Origin of the sequence: Bacillus sp. S10(2024) (assembly GCF_050473865.1) — a bacterium.
GTDB lineage: Bacteria > Bacillota > Bacilli > Bacillales > Bacillaceae_G > Bacillus_A.
In genome coordinates, this window is record NZ_JBFLUR010000002.1 from 1,441,614 (window position 1) to 1,461,958 (window position 20,345).

Here is a 20,345-nt window from a genome sequence, read left to right on the forward strand (position 1 = left end):
GACGCTCCCTTTCCTATACCTTTCCTATAACTTTAGAAGTATTGATAAACACCTTGTATCCGTCTGCATACGTTATAATCAATTCTTTTATTTCGAACAATTTTCATTCCATACTTTTTTTGGCATGGTGATTTTGAAGATGCAGTAATATGGTTCAGTTATGGCGCAACACAATTCGCAACAGGTGTACTTTTTGATAAAGGTATAGGTACATTTGCAAAAGTGTTAAGAGAAGCTAGATATGCAAAAGTAAAGGACGTCAAAGTACCACGTATACAACAAACTGTTACAAATTGGGTTGATAATTTAGGCATAGGAAATCGATTGGCGTTTGCCGATACTAATGGACTAAACTTAAAGTCTAGTATGAATTCTACTGCTTTTGAAGCTGAGGAAAAACTATCAACCTATCAGTTCGCTAATTCTGGTGGAAGAAACCATACTCCATCACTCTCTAATAGACAAATCATATCTAGCTTAAGAGGAACAGAAAAATTCACAAGAAGAGGACTTAAGCATATTCTAGAGGGTGAAATAAATAGCATTGGTAAAGCAGTTGGCTATCACACTGAAGTATTAGAGAATACACCTGGAAAAATAGTTGCAGGAACAGAAAGAACAGTAAATAATCAGGGAGTATATAAAGCTAAGGTAGAAGTAAATAGAGTCCCTAAGACTGCAAATAGGGGATACTCCACATTTTCCCCTAAAGATTGGAGCCCACAAAAAATTGTAGATAATATAAATGAAGCATATAATAATAGAACTTATGATTATGGTAACACATACTCCGGAATAGGTTCAGATGGTATAGAAATTACCATGTATCTAGATTCAAACGGAAAGATTCTTTCTGCTTTCCCATCAGAATAAATTTTATATTTAACATAGAGGAGTACAATAGTAATGAAATATCAATATAATTTTGAAGTACTTAACAATAGAAAATTAGTTATGAGACTCCCCCAAGAAATTAAACTTGTTGAAACTTTTTTAGGCATTGAAGTATCTGCTTTTGGAGATTGGATTTTAGAAGACATACATAGTGTTTTAAACGGGGAAAAGGATTATGGAGAAGTAAACGGCAACATTTGTGGTTTAGAAATTCGAAGGGATACAACTATTGTCCTAGACAATTTAGCTGAAGATGGTAAAGGTGAATTTTGTGAGATAGAAACGGTTGAATTAGTACATTTAATTATAATTTGGCTGGACAAACAAAAAGAGTTTAAAAAAGAGAAAACACAGGAGTAAAATAATTTAAAAGGCTGACGTCATACAGAGGTCAGCCTTATTTATTACTTCACATACCACCTACTATCTATAGCACGGCTTTTCCAGACACCCGGCGAACCAAAATCCAGAAAATCTCCCCCGTCCCTGATAAAAATATCCAGTATTATTCTACCGACTACAATTTAAACGCTCAATTTGTAAAAGGAACTAGAAATACATATATCGGTAAAGCGGCAAACGGAATGAAAATTCAAATGTTTCTTGATAAATCAACCGGTAGGATTATATCAGCATTTCCAATTTATTAATAGGAGGATATATAACTATGAAATATAGCTATGAATTTAGTAAAGGACCTTTTGATATATTACTTATTAACTTACCTGAAGAAATCGCTTTAGTTGGTGAGTTTTTACGATCTGATATTCATGGTATAGAGTGGATAGAAGAACTTGATAAAGTTTTGAATAAAGAAATTGATTGTGCAAATTTCGGTGGAAACTCTTGCGATTTGGAAGTTAGATCAGATTTCACTATGATTACACATCGTTATGTGGAAGATGAAGAGTACACTTGTAAAATTGAAACAATTGAATTAAAGAACTTGATGTTAGTATGGCTAGAAGAGTATGAGAATTACTTACAAAACCGTGATTCCAACTAATGTAAGGTATTTGTTAAATCCGATTCAATGTGACATGAGTCGGGTTTACATTTTAATTTATATACTTTGATAAAGAGTTATCCGCAAAAAAGACAGCAAGGGCATTATTCCTGCTGTCTTAAAAAGTATTTATAAATTTTCTGCAACGGCTAGTAAATAATATGATAATCCGATTTGCTGTTTTTCTAACATCTCTCTATGAAAATCATCTTGAAGGAAAAACTTTGTTTGATTCACGTAATCTTCTTTGCTAATTGTATGACCGTTTTTATTTAAAAACTTGAGATGCTGTTTAACGACATCATGTACACTTGCATCGTCATACTTAACTCCATTTCTTAAAAATTCAGCCATTCTATCTGTGAAATTTTTTACTTCAATAGCCATCTTATTCATATCATTCACATTGATGGAATCAGTATTAAGGTCAAAATTATATTTTTCTTTTAAATGTGTTTTTTGCTTTTCAAGAGCATTTTTCCATTCTTCCTCTGTTTCAAATCCTTTAAACATTAGTTTATTGTCCATAGTCTCACCTTTCTTTTTATATTCTAAAGATACTTTTATTGTTTCAATTAGCTGATGATACTTCTCAATTTTCTTTTCAAAAAGCATCATCTGTCTTTCTAAAGTACCGACCCTATTTGATTCTTCGTCTAACAAATTTTTAATTTCTAACAACGGGATATCCAACTCTTTATAAAAAAGAATTTCCTGTAATCTATTTAATTCTTCTACACCATAATACCGATAGCCTGTTTCACCAATCTCATTAGGAATAAGCAAACCAACTTTATGATAGTGGTAAAGGGTCTTGATGGAAACGCCTGCTATATCTGATAAATCTTTAACTGTAAATTTCATTATTTCCTCCTTTCAAAATTAACTATGAAGTATTACCTAAGGTTAGAGTCAAGATTTTTTTAGAAATTTATTTACACGATTTATTTAATTGCATTGGATGTAATACCACGTATTGGACATTTGAGAATGCAAGAGAATACAACTATGCATATCCAGCACTATATCAATACATTGCTTGAGGAAGGTCACTACTCTAAAGGAAGAATTAATTTAACATTTAGTTTTATAAGGACACCATTAAAAAGAACGAAAACACTTAAACTTATAAAGAATAACCCAGCGATAAATAGTCATTTACGCAAAATATTTTATTTTACGATACAAAATTGCATCCATTGCATGTGTGAATAAGTTATTGAAAGTGGCTTTTCATCTTATTACACTTAACATATCTTATGATTACGAAACAACTTCAACACCTTCGTAATCATGTGAAGCTAGTATAGAACATCTTTTACTCAGACCAAGTTAAAAAATGATGTTGACTATAATTCCGTATAACCCTTTTCTCCACCTAGGAACTTAAATCTATTCACACCGAATTTTTTAATTATATGTGCTTTTATCGCTTCAAAGTCTTCACCAAAAGCAAGAATTGGATTGCTTGAAAAAGACATTTCTTCTTCTCCATCATAAATTCTAGCTGTTATTATTTCTTTACCAGAGTGAAACAGTATATTGACTCCTTTGTAATAATATTCGTAGTACCCCTCCTCGTCCTTCTCACTCTTGTCTTCGAACGGAATACATTCAATATAATAAATATTTCCACTAATATTTACTGATTCCATTTGACATTCCTCCCTTTTGTAAAATATGTATCATAAACCAGATCAACATCAATATACAGTAAATCCTTTACATAAAAAAAGACCCTGCAATTTTGCAGAGTCCAAAACTGAACAATATAAAGATATTTAATAGTATCAGAAATCACGGGTGGAATAAGCATTCTTCCGAAGATACAACACGTGCCGCCCCTGAAAAATCAGACACTTATATCTATTTCACCACAAACCTCGTCTTACTACATCCATCCTTCTGCTTCATTACTTCCAGCACTGCTGGCATTGCATTCTTCAATTCTTGTACGTGTGAGATTACACCAATAAATCGCCCTGATTTTTGAAGATCAATTAAGGTATCTACTGCTTTCGTTAACGATTCTTCATCTAATGAACCGAAGCCTTCGTCAATGAACATCGTTTCAATTGAAATACCGCCTTCATATGATTGGATGATATCGGCCATACCGAGTGCTAAGCAAAGTGATGCGTTAAATTTTTCACCGCCAGATAATGTTTTTACATCACGTGTTTGCCCTGTATAGGCATCGTATACATCTAATCCTAAACCACTTTGTCGATTTCGTTTTTCTACCCGTTCACTTCGTTTTAAGAAAAATTGTCCGTTCGATAATTTTCGAAGCCGTTCATTGGCTACTTGGACAATTTGCTCTAAATATTCTATTAAAATGTAACGCTCAAATGAAATGCGACTTTCATTGTCACCTTTCATCACTTCATATAAATCAACAAGCTCTTGGAACGCTGTTTCTTCTTCATGTATTTGTTCATCAATGCGGCGTATATTTTCATGAAGATCAGCAATATATTCATTCGCACTGTTCGTACGCTGACGTTGTTCTTTTATAATATCAAGCTGAATTTCTAACTCTTTCAACTGCTCTTCTATTTTCGTTAACTCTGTCCATTCTTTTCCACGGAGCGCTCCGGTTAATTCTTCAATTTGTTTTGTTAATACTTCAAGCGCCCCGTAATACGATTGAATGTGTTGTTGTAAGTCTGTTCGCTCTGCATCAGATAGTTTAGCTTCTGTGTATGCTTGCTGACTTGCAAAGCCGCTTGCTTCAAGTTCTTTCATGAAACGCTCATATTGTTCTTCTTTTTTTTCTGTTCTTTGTTTAAATTGTTGCTGCGCTGCTTTATATGCTTCTTCCACGCGAATTTTTTCACTCGTAGAGCGCTGAAATTCTTCCTGTGCTCTTTGCCACGCTGCTTGCAGGCGGTGCAGTAAAGAAGCTTTTGCTTCATATGCTTGTTGCCACGCTTCTAATGTTTGCATATCTGCTGGAATTTTTTCTTTATCATTTTCATACGCTGTTCGCAGTTGAATCAATTCCATTTCAGAGCGATGTAATTTTTCTTCTACATCACGTTTAGCTCCCTGCAATTTCTCTAATTGTTCGTCTAGCTTTTGCAGCTGTGGTGATAATTGTTTCCGTTCTTCTTCAGTCGCTTTTAACTCATTTACTTCGGCAGCTAGTTGTTTTCCTTGCTGGATTAACGTTTGATACACATCTCCAAGCTCTAGTGCAGCGTATCCACGGTTCTGTACTTCTTTACATAATTCTTCATATTGCCCTTTATAAAAGTTACATTTTTCTTCTATTTGAACGAATTGCTTTTCAGCTTGTGTTTTTTGTTCACGAAGACGATTTAACTGTTCTTCATCAACAGACATTTCTTGTTCAGTCGCTTTATTCGGATGAGCAGTACTACCACAAACCGGGCAAGGTTTTCCATCATGTAAATGAATTGCTAATTGACCAGCTTGTTCGCTTAACCATGATTTTTCTAACGTTTCATACGCTTGCTGAGCAGCATTCATCTGGTCGGAGGTACCCATTCTTTCCTTCTCATACTTTTGCAATTCTTGCCACACTTGGTAAGTATCTTTTAATACTTTTGCATCTTCACGCATACGGCTTAACTGCTCCGCCTTTGTTATATATTGCTCAAGTGCTTGTTCCATTTGTTTTAGCTTACTGGCAAGCTGTTGTTTTTGTGCACTACTGAATTCTTGCTGCTCCTCTAATTTACTTATCTCACGCTTAAATTGCTCCAATTGTTTTTCTGCCGCTGCTAATTTTATTTTTTTATCAGCAAATGTTGCAATTACTTCTTTTAATTCTTCTAACATTTGAATGTTTCGCTTCGTTTCTTCACGGACCGTTTCATTGTTTTTTTCTTGTTCGTACTGCTGCTCCGCACGTTCATAAGCTAATACTAGCTGTTCTTGTTTGCCAGCCATTTGCTTCATATATTGCTCAGCTTGCTCTGCACTTTGAACTGCTTCATCATACCATTGTTCAAACGGTAATAACCGGTGTGCTTGCTCGGCTTTTGTAAATTGTTGTTCTTTCGCTTCAATTGAAGAACGTTCCTGCACTAATGAATCATAACGATTTTGTTTTGTTTGCAAATCTTGTAATCTATCATTCAAAGCTTTCGCTTCATGATAACCAGCTTCTTCCTCTTTTAATTGTTTTAACTGCACTGATTCTTGTTGTTCTAATTGCTTTGCTTGTTTTTCATAAAAATCCATTTCTTGTTGAAGCGCTTCTACTACTTGATGTGTATTCACATGTTCTTGATTTGTTAATATTTCGAGCAGTGTACCATCCCGCACAGGAAGCTTGAAAACATTACGAAAGTACAATTCACGTTCTTTTTGCTTTTCTTGCAAAACATCTTTCCATTCTTTACGCTTTTGATCTAATAACTCTCTCATTAATTTATATCGATCCGTTTTAAAAATACGGCGTAAAATTTCCTCTTTATTTTCTGTTTCAGATGTTAACAGTTTACGAAATTCGCCTTGTGGGAGCATCACAATTTGACTAAATTGATGCTTACTAAGGCCAATTAAATCTTCCACTTTTTTGTTAATATCCGTCACATGGAAGCGATCTACACATGGAATTTGTTCGTCATCTACAACTTCATAAAACTCAATTGCATGGCCCGTAATCGTTTTATTTCCTTGCTTTTTATGACCAAGTTGACGCTTTATACAATAATTTTTTTCTTTCAATTGAAATAATAATTCAACGCTTGTATAAGCGTTGTCATCAGCAAATTGACTACGAAGCATACTCGTATCATTTCGTTCTTCTCCGCTCGCTTCTCCGTACAATGCATAACAAATCGCATCAAAAATCGTTGTTTTTCCTGCACCTGTATTTCCAGAAATCGCAAAGATTCGATGTTCGCCTAGTTCTTCAAAATTAATCGTTTCTTGCTGTTTATATGGACCAAACGCTGTCATAACAAGTTTAATTGGTCTCATGCTCTCTCTCCCTCTCGTTCATGAACTGTTTTTAATACTTCTATGAAGAGACGTTCTTTTTCTTCTGATAACTCCGTCCCTTTCATTTCTTTATAAAAAGCTTTCACAAGAGAAAGATCATCCATTTTATGACGTGAAATAACTGCAATATCTTCATTTACCAATTCTTTTCTTTGTATAACTCGCTCTACATGCATTGCATTTGGATAAACAGAACGAATCTTTTCCATTGGCTGCAATACAGGATTTTCATCCAATAATTTTACAAATACATAATCTTCGCATACAGGATGTTGTAGCAACTCATCAATTTTTGCCTCAACCGTTCTCATTTTCCGCTTTGGTGTTAACGATCGTTTCTCAAGTGTTACTTGCCCTACTTCATTTAATTCAACAATGTAATACCCTTTTTTATGATGCTCTTCTGAAATAGAATATGAGAGCGGTGAACCTGCATAACGAATTGTTTCATTTCGTACGTAATGCGCCTGGTGCAAATGACCAAGCGCTGTGTAATGAAAAGCATCAAAATAATGACTGTTTACATATTCTGCTCCGCCAATGGATAATGGCCTTTCAGCATCACTTGTATTTTCTTCTGCTTCTCCTGATGATGTTACGAAAGCATGTCCGACAAAGACATGACGCACTTCTTTATCCATCCTTCCCGATAATTCATTCATAAAAATACGCATTGCATCGTCATGACTTCGAATGTCATCATTTTTCATGACATGACGAACAATGCTTGGATCGACATATGGAACTAAATGAAAATGGACTTCTCCATATTCATCATGCATAACAACTGGTTCATATGGAAATTGAAATTGTCCGACAATGTGTAAACCTTGCTTCTTCATTAAACTACTTCCAAAATGAATACGATCTGGACTATCATGATTCCCCGCTATCGCTAGTACTGGTGTTTGTAATTCAATTACAATTTTTTGTAATGTTTCATTTAATAAATCCACCGCCTCTGTCGGCGGGATGGCACGGTCGTATAAATCTCCTGCAATAATGACAGCATCTGGCTTTTCTTCTTCTACCGCTTTTATAAATTGTTCTAAAACATAGCGCTGATCTTCTGTCATATAGACACCATGAACAAGCTTTCCTAAATGCCAATCGGCCGTATGAAAAAATTTCATCTTTCCCTTCCTTTCTTTTCTTTTAATTCACAGATTGAAGTGAAATAAGTTGATATAAAAGCGTCGTTCTTCCCTCTGTCCATTCCACTTTCTTAACAACGGCACTTCCAACAAGCTCTTGTCTTGTTTTATACACTGGTAATATTTCATCCACAACAAATAAATGATATCCTTCTAACACTAACTGAAATATATTATCTTCTGTATGTAATCGTATCTCGGTTTCATTCGCAATAATCTTTGTATGCATTTCAAACTTCATGCAAAAACACCCCTTTTTTATGTCTCTATTTTAACATATTTCCAAAAGAATTCCTCTTCCTCAAGGAATGAGAAGGGTGAAACCCCAATGAGTAGAGAGGGAATGAATTTTGGTTGACGTAAGCCAAAGGAATTTCCTCAAATCAGATAGAATGTATGTAAAGAATACTTCGAGTCTCAAAGTTATTGTTTATCGATTGTGGGCGGTGCACCATTAAAAGTTCTAAACCAACACATCGAAACACAATGATAAAACGAATGGGAGGTGACGACAATGTTGTTGAATCAAAAATATGAAATCTTTCCAACAGAAGCACAAAAAGAAGTGTTAGATCGTTGGCTACAATATTGTCGTCAAACCTATAATTCTGCCTTGCTAGACAAAGAACGGAAATATAAGCAAAACAAAGAAAATTACAATCGTTATGATATGCAAAGACAACTTACATTGGACAAGAATACGTATCCTTTTCTAAGAAGAAAAAAGGCTCTGTTAACTTCATAAAACAGGCAGAGTGTATTCGCAAGCTACACGAAAAAGTAGCGAACCAGCGCAAAGATTTTCTTCATAAACTCAGTTACAATCTAGCAAAAGATTATTCTGTTATCGCTGTAGAAAATTTGAACATTCGAAACATGGTTAAAAATAGAAAATTATCGAAGTCTATTTCTGATGCTAGGTGGGGCATGTTTCGAAATATGCTTGCTTACAAGTGCGAAAACCATGGCGGTATACTGATTAAAGTAGAACCAAAGTATACTTCACAAGGCTGTTCTGTTTGTGGGAATCGCGTGAAGAAGTCTCTCTCTATTCATACCCATATTTGTACAAAGTGTGGAACGATATTGGATAGAGACTATAACGCGAGCTGGAACATCTTACGAAAAGTATTAGAAGAATTGCTTGCCACAAACTAAAGTCTACAAACTGTAGGGCAAGGTTATGTCCGAACAGTATAATCTACGCCTGTGGAGACTATGTAAGACGCAGTGGGACCCCTCACTACGCAACGGTCTATCGAACAGAAAGCCCCTACCACAAGATGGATAAGGAGGGGGTATTCACTAGTATAGCGGGCATTATTGATTGACAAGAGAATGAACGAGAAAGGTATGACTTCCCTAATAAAAACTCATTCAGCTTCTGTCATCATTCATTTATAGTATGAGAAAAGTAGCAACAGAATATAAAGTGAACTTTACCGTTTTAAATCCCCTCAGAGATTTACTACTATTAATTTTTTATTTCTTCTTATTACGGTATGTGAAATTTAATATCACTTTAAAATAAAAGTACCTTAACAGCACTTTTATTTTTGTAAATAATCCCTCATTACAACGTACAAAATAATGAATAATAACACTGTCATAAAAAGCCATGAAAGAATTGCAACGTAATTATTTTCAGTTAATGCAAAGCTAATTGCAATTGTTAAAATGAAGATTGGGAATACTAACCGTACTTTATCTTGTATCGTATCCTGCTCTTTATCTTCTTGATGAAAATAAAAAGTTAAACCAACCATAAGAAAAGACAAAATAATGACCGAGAATAGCAAAGGCCCTGGCATTCCAATCTCCCCTTCCTTTACTTTTTTAAGGCGCATGGAGTTAAACATACTATCATCAACACATCTAACACATATATATGGAAGAATAGCATTAAACCTAAATATAGAAAATCCATTATACTTATAACCTATATTTCAAAACATTACAACTTATATGTTTTATTACACCCTTTCAAATCATATCAATTAATCACTAGAAGTTTTATATTCCTTTTTCTTTCATAAAATCCTTCCAAAATAACTCGCCAAAATATGAGGTACTTTTACTTTATTCATTAATATAAAGAATATTCTCTTTCTTTCCTCAAAAAACACACTACCATTTAAAATTTTTTCTATTTTCTACAGTATATTCACTTACTCTGCATTTAAAAACCCAGAAAGACATACATTATTGCAGGAATAAAGAAATAAAACAAGAAATTTATATATAAAAGCACACTTTTTCTGTTTTTTACAAAATGTCTATTCGTTTCGACACTGACACAACTTGTGAAAATAAACAGAGAATTACAAAGGAGGATATACTATGACTGATCAAGTCCTATTTTCAATTAGCACAAACGGTGTAGCCACCATTACGCTAAATCGTCCGAAAGCATTAAACTCTATTTCTTATGAAATGATAGGACCGATTACACAAAAATTGAAAGAATGGGAAGTTGATAATCAAATTCATCTTGTCATTATAAAAGGTACAGGTACAAAGGGACTTTGTGCCGGAGGCGACATTAAAACTCTTTACGAAGCACGCTTAGATGACTCTTCTATGCAAAAAGCAGAGAGATTTTTTGAAGATGAATTCCAATTAGATATGCTCATTTATAAGTTTTCTAAACCGATTGTTGCATGTTTAGATGGTTTTGTTATGGGCGGAGGGGTTGGACTCACATACGGAGCTAGTCATCGAATTGTAACTGAGCGAACAAAGTGGGCTATGCCGGAAATGAATATCGGTTTTTTCCCTGATGTCGGATCTGCTTATTTCTTAAATCAAGCACCGGGTTGTATAGGACGTTACTTAGCATTAACAGCTTCTGTCATTAAAGCACCTGATGTACTATATATCAATGCTGCTGATTTTTATTTAACTAGTGAAAATTTGAATGCTTTCCTTAATCGCATTAAACAAGTAGATTGGCATACAAAAGACATACATACAGCATTAACAGATCTAATCAATGATTATTCAGAACTTCCTATTACCGAAAGTGAACTTTCACCATCCCAAATAGAAATTAATAAGCACTTTTCTTTTCACACTGTTGAAGAAATTATCCATTCTTTAGAAAAAGATGCGAGCCCTTTTGCAACTCAAACAAAGGCAACAATATTATCAAAATCACCATTCTCCCTAAAAGTAACGCTAAAACAATTTATTGATGGGGAAGAAAAAACATTAGAAGAATGCTTTGCTACTGATCTTGTGCTCGCTAAAAACTTTCTGAAACATGAAGACTTTTTCGAAGGAATACGCTCTGTTGTCATCGATAAAGACCAAAACCCTCAATATAAATATAAACATTTAGAAGAAGTTTCAGACGAAGTTGTAAACAACTTTTTCCATCCTCAAAAAACTAATAATAGCAAATGAATTTCCAGCGCTAAACGTTTTTCCAATAAAAAAGTGTCCACTACAATGGACACTTTTTTATATTCCCCTTAGAACCAGCGTTCTGTCACTACTTTTTTACGTGTATAAAATTGCACACCATCTTTTCCATTTGTACCTAGGTCACCGTAGAAAGAAGCTTTATTTCCAGCAAATGCGAAAAATGCCATTGGAGCTGGAACGTTTACGTTTACGCCAATCATCCCTGCATCGATATTATCACGGAATGTTTGTGCGTGTTTACCACTTGACGTATAAATGACTGCACCATTTGCAAATTTTGATTGGTTTGTAAGCTTAATTCCTTCTTCTAAATCCTTTACTCTCACAATGCTTAATACTGGAGCAAAAATTTCATCTTGCCAAATTTTCATATCTTGATTCACACCATCAAAGATTGTTGCTCCGACGAAATACCCTTCGCGGGCTTCTTCATTAATTTTACGGCCATCTACTAATAAAGTAGCTCCATCTGCTACACCGCTATTAATATAGCCTAGTACACGCTCTTTATGAGATTCACGAATTAATGGACCTACATAATTCTCTTCATGGAAACCATCACCGACTTTTAATTTACGCGTTTCTGCTACAAGAACATCAATGAATTCATCAGCAATTTCATCAACTACCGCTACAACAGAGCATGCCATGCAGCGCTCCCCACTGCTCGCAAATGCAGAACCAATGACACCTTGTACTGTCTTTTCAATATTGCAGTCCGGCATAACTATTGCATGGTTTTTCGCTCCTGCAAGTGCTTGTACTCGTTTTCCATATTTTGTTCCTGTTTCGTATACATAGCGTGCAACTGGCTCAGATCCAACAAATGAAACAGCTTGAATATCTTTATTTTCTAAAATGCTATTTACAACATCTTTTCCACCTTGTACTAAGTTTAAAACCCCATTCGGGAAGCCCGCATCATAGAATAATTCTACTAGTTTTTCTGCTAAAAGTGGCGTTCTTTCAGATGTCTTTAATACAAATGTATTACCACAAGCGATTGCTAATGGGAACATCCATAGTGGAATCATCATCGGGAAGTTGAACGGAGTAATACCAGCAACAACTCCAATTGGGTATCTCCAAATTGAACCATCGATTCCACCTGCAATATTTGGAAGCGCTTGCCCCATCATTAAACTTGGTGTTGATGTTGCCAGTTCTACAGCTTCAATTCCTCGCTGTACTTCGCCAGTTGCATCTTTTAATGTTTTACCATTTTCTAATGTAATAATTTTTGCAAGCTCATCTTTATTTTCTTGTAAAAGTTGTAAATATTTATATAACTGTCTTGAGCGATTTGGAACTGGTACTTTAGACCATGTTTCATATGCTGCTTTTGCAGCTTCAACAGCACGATCCACATCTTCTTTTGGAGAAAGTGGAACATAAGCAATTATTTTCCCAGTCGCAGGATTCGGAACAACTTCCACTTCTGTACCAGTAGATTCTACCCATTCACCATTAATATGATTTCTCACGCGTTTAATTTCTGTTGTAATCATTGTATTCGCTCCTTTTTATTTTATATATTTGCTAGTATTCATTGTTGTTTATGACTAGAGATTAATTGTTCACTTACCTTTTGATATAAAGCAGCCATGTCTTTTTCACCATATCCTGCTTTACCAGCTTCATCATACAAATTCAAAAGCATTTCACTTACTGGTAAGTGAAGCTCACTTTCTTTTGCTAAATCAACTGCAAATCCTAAGTCTTTCTTTAGTAGATTTACTGTAAATCCTGGTTCATAATTTTGGGGCGCAATAAAGCTTTTATAATTACGCTCATAAATTCTACTTTGTCCATAACTCACATTTAAAATATCAAACATTTTATCTAAATCCATATTGTTTTTCTTTGCTAATGTCAGAGCTTCACTAACACCCGCTGTATAAAACCCAATTAATAAGTTATTAATCAATTTTACAGTCGTACCACTATCAATTTTCTCACTCACATGAAATATATTTGATCCCAATACTTCCATCACTGGTAAACCTTTTTCATATACTTCTTTTGGTCCACCAACCATAAAAGTTAATGTGCGGTTTTCCGCTCCAATCACTCCACCGCTAACCGGTGCAGCCAAGAAATCGACTTTTTTATCCTTTGCAGCATCTGCAAGCTTTTTATTTAATTGCGGAGCTACTGTGCTTGTATCAATTAAAACAACATTCGAATGACTATTCTCAATTAAACCTTCTTCTCCAAAATAAACAGCTTCAACAGCTCGCGGTGACGGTAAACTTGTAAAAATCAAATCACATGTTTCTGCTAATTTTCTAATTGATAAACCGATGATTCCTCCTTCTTTCTCGAAGGAAGCTTCAGCCTCTTTATTTAAATCGACTCCATATACCGCATAATTTGATTTAACTAAATTTTTAGACATCGGAAGACCCATATTACCTAAGCCTATAAAACCAATCTTTTTCATACCGCTCTCCTCCTATTTAAACAATATATTTCCCGCGATTTATAATCGTTTTTGCGATTTCTCTCTTTTTCGTAAACAAGTTCGTGTATAAAGGTACTGACAGTTGACGAATTTCATCTAGAATGGCTTTTCTAGTTTGCTCTTCTTGCACCGCTGCAGAAAGAAGAACAATTGCTGCTGATTCTACTTTTCGATATCCTTCTTCACAAAGCACATCCGTTATAAACTGTTTTGTATATTCTTTTTCTTCACCATTTTTACTTATCGCTTTCTTTGTACGTAAAAATGCCGATTCCATTACATATACATCTTTCAACATGTCTGCTAACACGCGTGAATATTCTTGCTCTTGTTCGATTTTTAATTCAGGAGTTTGAGATAGCGTTTTCAAAGATTGCTTCAATAATTGTTTCGATAATAAAATATAACGATGATTTCGTTCTACATTTTCAAACTTGTCTTCATCTACTTTGTCCCCTAGTTGTTTCGTTTGTTTCATTAACATTTTTGCAACTGTTAAGCGGTTAATTTCATTCGTTCCTTCAAATATACGGCTAATTCTAGCATCACGGTATAATCGTTCTACTTCATATTCTTGCATATAACCATAACCACCATGAATTTGTACCGCTTCATCCACAATGTTTCCAAGTGTTTCTGAAGCATTCACTTTGTTGATCGCACACTCCATTGCAAATTGAGACATTTTCTGCATAATACCTTCATCACTCTCATGAATTGCTTCATCAATTACTCCTGCTGTCCGATAAGCTGCGCTCTCTGCACCATATGTAGCGATAATCATATTTGCAATTTTCTCTTGAATCATCGTGAAATCAATTAATTCTGTTTGAAACTGTTTTCGTTCTTTTCCGTATTGAACAGATAAGCCGATTGCCTGCTTTGCTGTTCCAATATTTCCGAAAGCAAGTTTCAATCTAGCAAAATTGAGAATATTAAGAGCTACGTGATGTCCCTTTCCTACTTCTCCTAGTACATTTTCAGCTGGTATAACGACATCCTCTAAAATCAGTGTCGCAGTTGAAGAACCTTTAATACCCATTTTCTTTTCTTCTAGGCCAATCGAAACGCCTTCACATGTTCTTTCAACAATAAATGCTGTCATTCCTTTATTTGTCTTTGCAAAAACAACATATACGTCAGCCATATGAGCATTTGTAATCCACTGTTTTTCACCATTTAATGTCCAAGCTGTTCCTTCTTCATTTAAGACAGCACTTGTTTTTGCACTTAATGCGTCAGATCCAGCATTAGGTTCTGTTAAAGCATAAGCTCCAATCCATTCGCCTGATGCAATTTTAGGTAAGTATTTTTCCTTCTGCTCTTTTGTTCCGTAGTATACATATGGCAGCGTTCCTACTCCAGCATGAATATTAAAGGAAACACTAAAAGCTCCTGCATATCCCATCTTTTCCGCCACAAGTCCAGAAACTGCTTTCCCTAATTCAAATCCACCATATTCTTCAGGAACCTCTATACTCAACAATCCAAGTTCTCCAGCCTTTTCAAACAACCTGCGGGAAACTTGATAATTGTGCTGCTCGATATTTTCAATTTGAGGAACAATTTCCTGTTTCACAAATTGTTCTGTTGTTTTTGCGATTAAATCTTCATCACCTGAAAAATCCTCAGGTGTAAAAAAAATTGTATTAAGCTCCTGATTCAGCGAAAAAAATTCGTTCCATTGCAACTTTGTTTTCTCCATCTGTATCCCCCTATCATTTCGGTCTTCATTTTATTTATATGCAAAATCTATGCCAATCTAAAAATTGATAGAACAAGGGCAAAATGAAAAGAAAACGTAAAACTGTCTAGACAGTTTTACACTTGATATAACAATTGTTTAGATTTTGAATCTTGACAATTTATTATAAAGGGTCGCCCTAGAAATCCCTAGCAATGCCGCTGCTTTTGACTTATTTCCTTTTGCTTCTTTTAAAACACGTTCAATTAATCCTCTTTCTTCCTCTTCACGCACTACTTTCATTTCTTCTTGTCTTGCTGGTAAAGACTGAATCATAGGTACTAATTTCTTCTGCTCCATATCCCGGTAATAAAATTCTTCTGGTAAATCCTTAGCCCGTATATGTGCATCATCTGATAGTGCAAATAGCCTTTCTAACATATTGATTAATTCCCTGACATTACCCGGCCAATTATAATGGAACATAAGGCGTAATACCTCTTTATCAAGGGTCTTTTCTTCAGCACCATACATTTGACATAACTTTTGTAAATGTTCTTCAACAATGAGTGGTATATCTTGTTTTCGAAAACGAAGCGGTGGAATATGAATCGGAATAACATGAAGACGATGATATAAATCCTCCCTAAAGGTTCCTTCTCTAACCATTTGTTTTAAATCTTTATTTGTCGCTGTGATTAGCCTGAAATCAACAGGAATTGGATGTGTACCACCTATTCTCTCTATTTCTCTTTCTTGTAAAACACGTAAAATTTTCACTTGCGTTAATAGTGACATATCACCAATCTCGTCTAAAAATAATGTTCCATGATTTGCAAGTTCAAATTTCCCTGCCTTCCCATTCTTTTTCGCACCTGTAAAAGCACCTTCTGCATAACCAAACAATTCAGATTCTAGTAAATTATCAGGAATAGCAGCACAGTTCACACTAATAAACGGACCGTTTTTTGTTATACCGGTATAGTGTATCGCGCGTGCAAATTGTTCTTTACCAACACCACTTTCTCCAGTAATTAATACGGATGCTTTTGATCCAGCTGCTTTTCGAGCCATTTTTTTCGTTTCAGAAATTGTTTGACTTTCTCCAAGAATATCTTCAAATCGAATCTGCTTCTTTTTCGGTTTAGAAAACGTTGGTTTGATTGCCCTATCCTTTTGATCAAATCGTTCTAGTATTTTATAAACATCTGAAATCCCTTCATGAATAAGCATCCCTACAGCACCTATCACTTTTCCCTGCTTCCAAATTGGCATCCGGTGCACAACTAGATTCTGTCCTTGCAGACGGTGCACTTGATTTCTTTCCGGTACTCCTGTTTTTAATACAACTGGAAGTCGCGTATTCTCAATTACATTTTCAGCGTGCTGCCCAATTGCTTCTTCCTTTGTAACACCAACAAAACGACTGTACGTTTCATTAAACATTTGGATAACTCCATTTTCATCCACAATTGCAATACCTTCGTATGCAGTATCAAAACAAAGTTTAAACCACTCTATCATTTCATGTGCACATTCGATTTCTTGAACCAAATCTTTATGAAAAGCTAATAATTCCTTATTACCGAACACTCCTTTAAGCTCTCTGTTTTTCTCGCAAGTAACGTAAAGTGGAATATTCTCTAACTCGCTTAATGAAAACTCTTCCCTTACGTTATAAAAAAAATGTCTCAGTATAGTGACAATCGGTTCATCCCACTCTGAATGATCCTCTAACCACTTTACACAATCAATTAGTTTCACAACCCCAATCACATGATTGTTTTCTAAAACAGGGAGTTCTGTGCTCTCTGATTCAGCTAGTATTCGTAATGCTTCTCGAATTGTATCATCTTTCCTCAAAGTGTACGGGTCCTGCTTCATCCAATTTCGAACAGAGTCATATTTTGCAGCCATCATAACTGAATTTCCCTTCCTTTAGAATGTCTATACTCCTCTTTTCCTATCTGCATAACATGATAATGCTTTTCTACCGTGGAAAAAATATTATAATAAAATGCAACTACACAAACGAGGATTTCGTTTCTTTTTCGTCAAAAAACTTTTATCAATCTCATTCTTACTATCCGTTAATATGACAAAAAAGCGATGATTCATTTCACATCAAGCAGGTGTCTTTGCTAAAAATGTGTATCATCGCTTTCTTATTTTATCTCGCTATTTTGGGGCAGTAAAACTCTTATCCCCACGATTCAGAGTAGAGTGAGGATGAGAGATGCTGGCATGCACTCGATTGGTTTAACTAACCAGCAGTGAGAGGATGCCTCCGCTGCTGGAAGTTTCACTTCATCTATTGCCCATCAGATAAAATTGTTTTTGCAATTCCCTTATCTAACTCCTCAAAGTCATGATAAGAAATTGTTTCATATAATTCACTTCTTGTTTGCATATCAGAAAGCCCTTCTTTTTGCGATCCCTCTTCTTTTATAAGATGAAAAATACGTTCATAAGCTTTTGCTGCTACGCGGAGAGAAGTCACTGGATATATAACCATTTGATAACCGATATTAGCGAATTCTTCGGCAGTATAATACGGTGTTTTCCCAAATTCAGTCATATTAGCAAGTAAAGGTACCGTTACTTTTTTTGTAAATAAACGAAACTCTTCTTCTGACTGCAAAGCTTCTGGGAAAATAGCGTCTGCCCCCGCTTCTATGTAAGCAATTGCTCGCTCAATCGATGCATCTAATCCCTCAACCGCCCGAGCGTCCGTACGGGCTACAACAACCATCGATGGTGCTACTTCTTTTATAACTTTAATTTTTTGTTGCATTTCTTCAATGGAAACAAGTTTTTTTCCATTTAGATGCCCACATTTTTTAGGGAGTTGCTGATCTTCGATTTGAACAGCAGCCACATTTGCCTCCATCATTTCTACAGCAGTTCTTGCTACATTTAATACTCCACCAAATCCTGTATCAATATCGACAAGAAGAGGTAAATCCGTTGCTCTAACAAGATCTCTTGCTCTTTCAGCCACTTCAGTAGATGTTACAATGCCTAAATCTGGTAGCCCCTTACTTGCAGTATAAGCAGCTCCTGATAAATAAAGAGCTGAAAACCCAGTATTTTTTGCAACAAGAGCAGCCATCGCATCATGTGCACCAGGAATTTGTAAGATTTCAGGTGCTTCTACTAAAGCTCGGAATCGATTGGCAAGTTCTTGTTGTGTTGACTGTTTATTTACAACCCAAGCCATTCTTATTCCCCCTATACTTAAATTAAAAAAAGATCTACAAATTCATTTACATTCATATTTTCTAATTTTTCTTCATTCAAACAAGCCTCATGAATTTTTTCTTGTTGTTTATTAGAATAATGAACGGCCATATTTGCAGAGAACTTTTGAACAACCTTTGGAATCGCTTCGTCTCTACGGAAACGGTGACCTAATGGATATTCACATTCTACATTCTCTGTTACTGTACCATCTTTAAAATGAATTTGAACAGCGTTGGCGATTGAGCGCTTGTTCGGATCTAGGTAATCTAAACTGTATTGTTTATTTTCAACAACAACCATCTTATTTCGTAATTCATCTACGCGAGTGTTAGAAGCTACTTCATCCTCATAATCATCTGCAACAATGTCACCTTTTAATAAACCGATTGCAGTAATGTATTGCAAGCAATGATCGCGGTCAGCTGGGTTATTTAATGGACCCTCTTTATCAATAATACGAACTGCTGACTCATGTGTCGTAATTGTAATACGGTCAATTTCATCTAATCGTTCTTTCACCTCTGGATGTAATTTCACTGCACATTCTGCAGCTGTTTGAGCATGGAATTCTGCTGGATATGATACTTTAAACAATACATTTTCCATTACATAAGAATCTAAAGGTCTTGCTAATTTTAGTTCTTGCTTGTTAAACAATACATCTTGGAATCCCCATCCTGGTGCAGATAATGCTGTTGGGTAACCCATTTCACCTTTTAATGCAGTAAGTGCAAGATGAACACCACGGCTTGTTGCATCCCCAGCTGCCCATGACTTACGTGAACCTGTATTTGGAGCATGACGATATGTACGAAGACTAGAGTTATCAATCCATGCATGAGACAATGCATTAAAGATTTCTTCACGTGTGCCACCAAGCATTTTAGTAACAACTGCTGTTGTCGCTACTTTTACATATAACACATGGTCAAGACCAACGCGGTTTAAACTATTTTCCAATGCAAGTACACCTTGGATTTCATGTGCTTTAATCATCATTTCAAGTATATCTCTTACTTTTAATGGTTCTTTTCCTTCTGAAATACGAACGCGGCTCACATAATCTGCAACGGCTAAAATTCCACCTAAGTTATCAGACGGATGTCCCCATTCAGCCGCAAGCCACGTATCGTTATAATCTAACCAACGAATCATACATCCGATATTAAAGGCACCGCGTACTGGATCAAGCACAAATGATGTTCCCGGCACACGTGTGCCATTTGGCACGACAGTTCCTGGTACGACAGGCCCTAGTAATTTTGTACACTCTGGATACTGCAGTGCTAAAATCCCACATCCAAGTGTATCAAGTAGCACATAGCGTGCTGTACTGAATGCTTCTGAGCTTGTAATTTCTTTATTTAATACATAATCTGTAATCTCTTCTAAAATTGCATCTTTTTGTTTAATTTCATTTGTTTTAATCACGCTATCCTTCCCTTTCTATCAAAAATTCGTTATTATTAAGAATGGGTGTCGGTCAAACACTCATCT

At 35.4% G+C, this 20,345-nt stretch carries 16 protein-coding genes and 1 pseudogene; 5 read left to right on the forward strand and 12 right to left on the reverse strand.

The genetic code is table 11. The features are described 5' to 3' along the window. Positions 1-222 precede the first annotated feature (222 nt). The 3 genes from AB1280_RS07470 (at position 223) to AB1280_RS07480 (ending at position 1,900) form a co-directional block, all read left to right on the forward strand. Complete coding sequence (locus AB1280_RS07470) at positions 223-873, forward strand: EndoU domain-containing protein (protein WP_429755419.1); 651 nt, start codon at positions 223-225, stop codon at positions 871-873. Between the two features lie 33 nt (positions 874-906). After that, positions 907-1,254 carry a hypothetical protein gene (locus AB1280_RS07475; RefSeq protein WP_429755420.1) on the forward strand — a complete coding sequence of 116 codons (348 nt, stop codon included), beginning with the start codon at positions 907-909 and terminating at the stop codon, positions 1,252-1,254. A 307-nt stretch (positions 1,255-1,561) separates the two neighbouring features. Then, positions 1,562-1,900, forward strand: coding sequence for a hypothetical protein (locus tag AB1280_RS07480; RefSeq protein WP_429755421.1), 339 nt, complete (start codon positions 1,562-1,564; stop codon positions 1,898-1,900). A 129-nt stretch (positions 1,901-2,029) separates the two neighbouring features. Here AB1280_RS07480 and AB1280_RS07485 read toward each other — a convergent pair whose 3' ends face one another. From AB1280_RS07485 to AB1280_RS07505, 5 genes are all read right to left on the reverse strand, one after another. Further along, a complete protein-coding gene (locus AB1280_RS07485) occupies positions 2,030-2,764 on the reverse strand; it encodes a MerR family transcriptional regulator (protein WP_429755422.1) in 735 nt (244 codons plus the stop codon). A 485-nt stretch (positions 2,765-3,249) separates the two neighbouring features. Next, a complete protein-coding gene (locus AB1280_RS07490) occupies positions 3,250-3,555 on the reverse strand; it encodes a hypothetical protein (protein WP_429755423.1) in 306 nt (101 codons plus the stop codon). A gap of 211 nt (positions 3,556-3,766) precedes the next feature. Continuing rightward, on the reverse strand, positions 3,767-6,856 hold the full coding sequence (locus tag AB1280_RS07495; RefSeq protein WP_429755424.1) for an AAA family ATPase: 3,090 nt from the start codon (positions 6,854-6,856) through the stop codon (positions 3,767-3,769). Then, positions 6,853-8,010, reverse strand: a complete 1,158-nt coding sequence (locus AB1280_RS07500; RefSeq protein ID WP_429755425.1) for an exonuclease SbcCD subunit D — start codon at positions 8,008-8,010, stop codon at positions 6,853-6,855. Before AB1280_RS07500 ends, AB1280_RS07495 begins: the two co-directional genes overlap by 4 nt. 22 nt (positions 8,011-8,032) lie before the next feature. Then, the gene (locus tag AB1280_RS07505; protein WP_272190023.1) at positions 8,033-8,272 is read right to left on the reverse strand and encodes a DUF2584 family protein; all 240 of its coding nucleotides are present in this window, start codon (positions 8,270-8,272) and stop codon (positions 8,033-8,035) included. Between the two features lie 273 nt (positions 8,273-8,545). Here AB1280_RS07505 and AB1280_RS07510 point away from each other — a divergent pair. Beyond that, positions 8,546-9,189 (forward strand): annotated as a pseudogene (locus tag AB1280_RS07510) (RNA-guided endonuclease TnpB family protein). A gap of 392 nt (positions 9,190-9,581) precedes the next feature. On the opposite strand, the gene AB1280_RS07515 reads toward AB1280_RS07510, so the two are convergent. Continuing rightward, positions 9,582-9,842 (reverse strand): hypothetical protein, encoded by a 261-nt coding sequence (locus tag AB1280_RS07515; RefSeq protein ID WP_429755426.1) that lies wholly within the window; start codon positions 9,840-9,842, stop codon positions 9,582-9,584. Between the two features lie 529 nt (positions 9,843-10,371). On the opposite strand from AB1280_RS07515, the gene AB1280_RS07520 reads away from it, so the two are divergent. Beyond that, positions 10,372-11,436 (forward strand): enoyl-CoA hydratase/isomerase family protein, encoded by a 1,065-nt coding sequence (locus AB1280_RS07520; protein ID WP_272190025.1) that lies wholly within the window; start codon positions 10,372-10,374, stop codon positions 11,434-11,436. A gap of 68 nt (positions 11,437-11,504) precedes the next feature. Here the strand turns inward: AB1280_RS07520 and AB1280_RS07525 are convergent, their stop codons facing one another. The 6 genes from AB1280_RS07525 to prpD all read right to left on the reverse strand — a co-directional run bounded on the left by AB1280_RS07525 (position 11,505) and on the right by prpD (position 20,279). Then, positions 11,505-12,965 (reverse strand): CoA-acylating methylmalonate-semialdehyde dehydrogenase, encoded by a 1,461-nt coding sequence (locus AB1280_RS07525; RefSeq protein WP_429755427.1) that lies wholly within the window; start codon positions 12,963-12,965, stop codon positions 11,505-11,507. Positions 12,966-13,003: 38 nt separating this feature from the next. Next, positions 13,004-13,900, reverse strand: coding sequence for an NAD(P)-dependent oxidoreductase (locus AB1280_RS07530; RefSeq protein ID WP_272190027.1), 897 nt, complete (start codon positions 13,898-13,900; stop codon positions 13,004-13,006). 16 nt (positions 13,901-13,916) lie between these two features. Next, entirely contained in the window at positions 13,917-15,626 is a 1,710-nt protein-coding gene (locus tag AB1280_RS07535; protein WP_429755428.1) for an acyl-CoA dehydrogenase family protein, read from the reverse strand. A gap of 138 nt (positions 15,627-15,764) precedes the next feature. Continuing rightward, on the reverse strand, positions 15,765-17,525 hold the full coding sequence (locus AB1280_RS07540) for a sigma 54-interacting transcriptional regulator (protein ID WP_429755429.1): 1,761 nt from the start codon (positions 17,523-17,525) through the stop codon (positions 15,765-15,767). Positions 17,526-17,916: 391 nt separating this feature from the next. Continuing rightward, positions 17,917-18,825, reverse strand: a complete 909-nt coding sequence (gene prpB / locus AB1280_RS07545; protein ID WP_429755430.1) for a methylisocitrate lyase — start codon at positions 18,823-18,825, stop codon at positions 17,917-17,919. A 17-nt stretch (positions 18,826-18,842) separates the two neighbouring features. Then, complete coding sequence (gene prpD / locus AB1280_RS07550) at positions 18,843-20,279, reverse strand: 2-methylcitrate dehydratase (RefSeq protein WP_429755431.1); 1,437 nt, start codon at positions 20,277-20,279, stop codon at positions 18,843-18,845. Positions 20,280-20,345 lie beyond the last annotated feature (66 nt).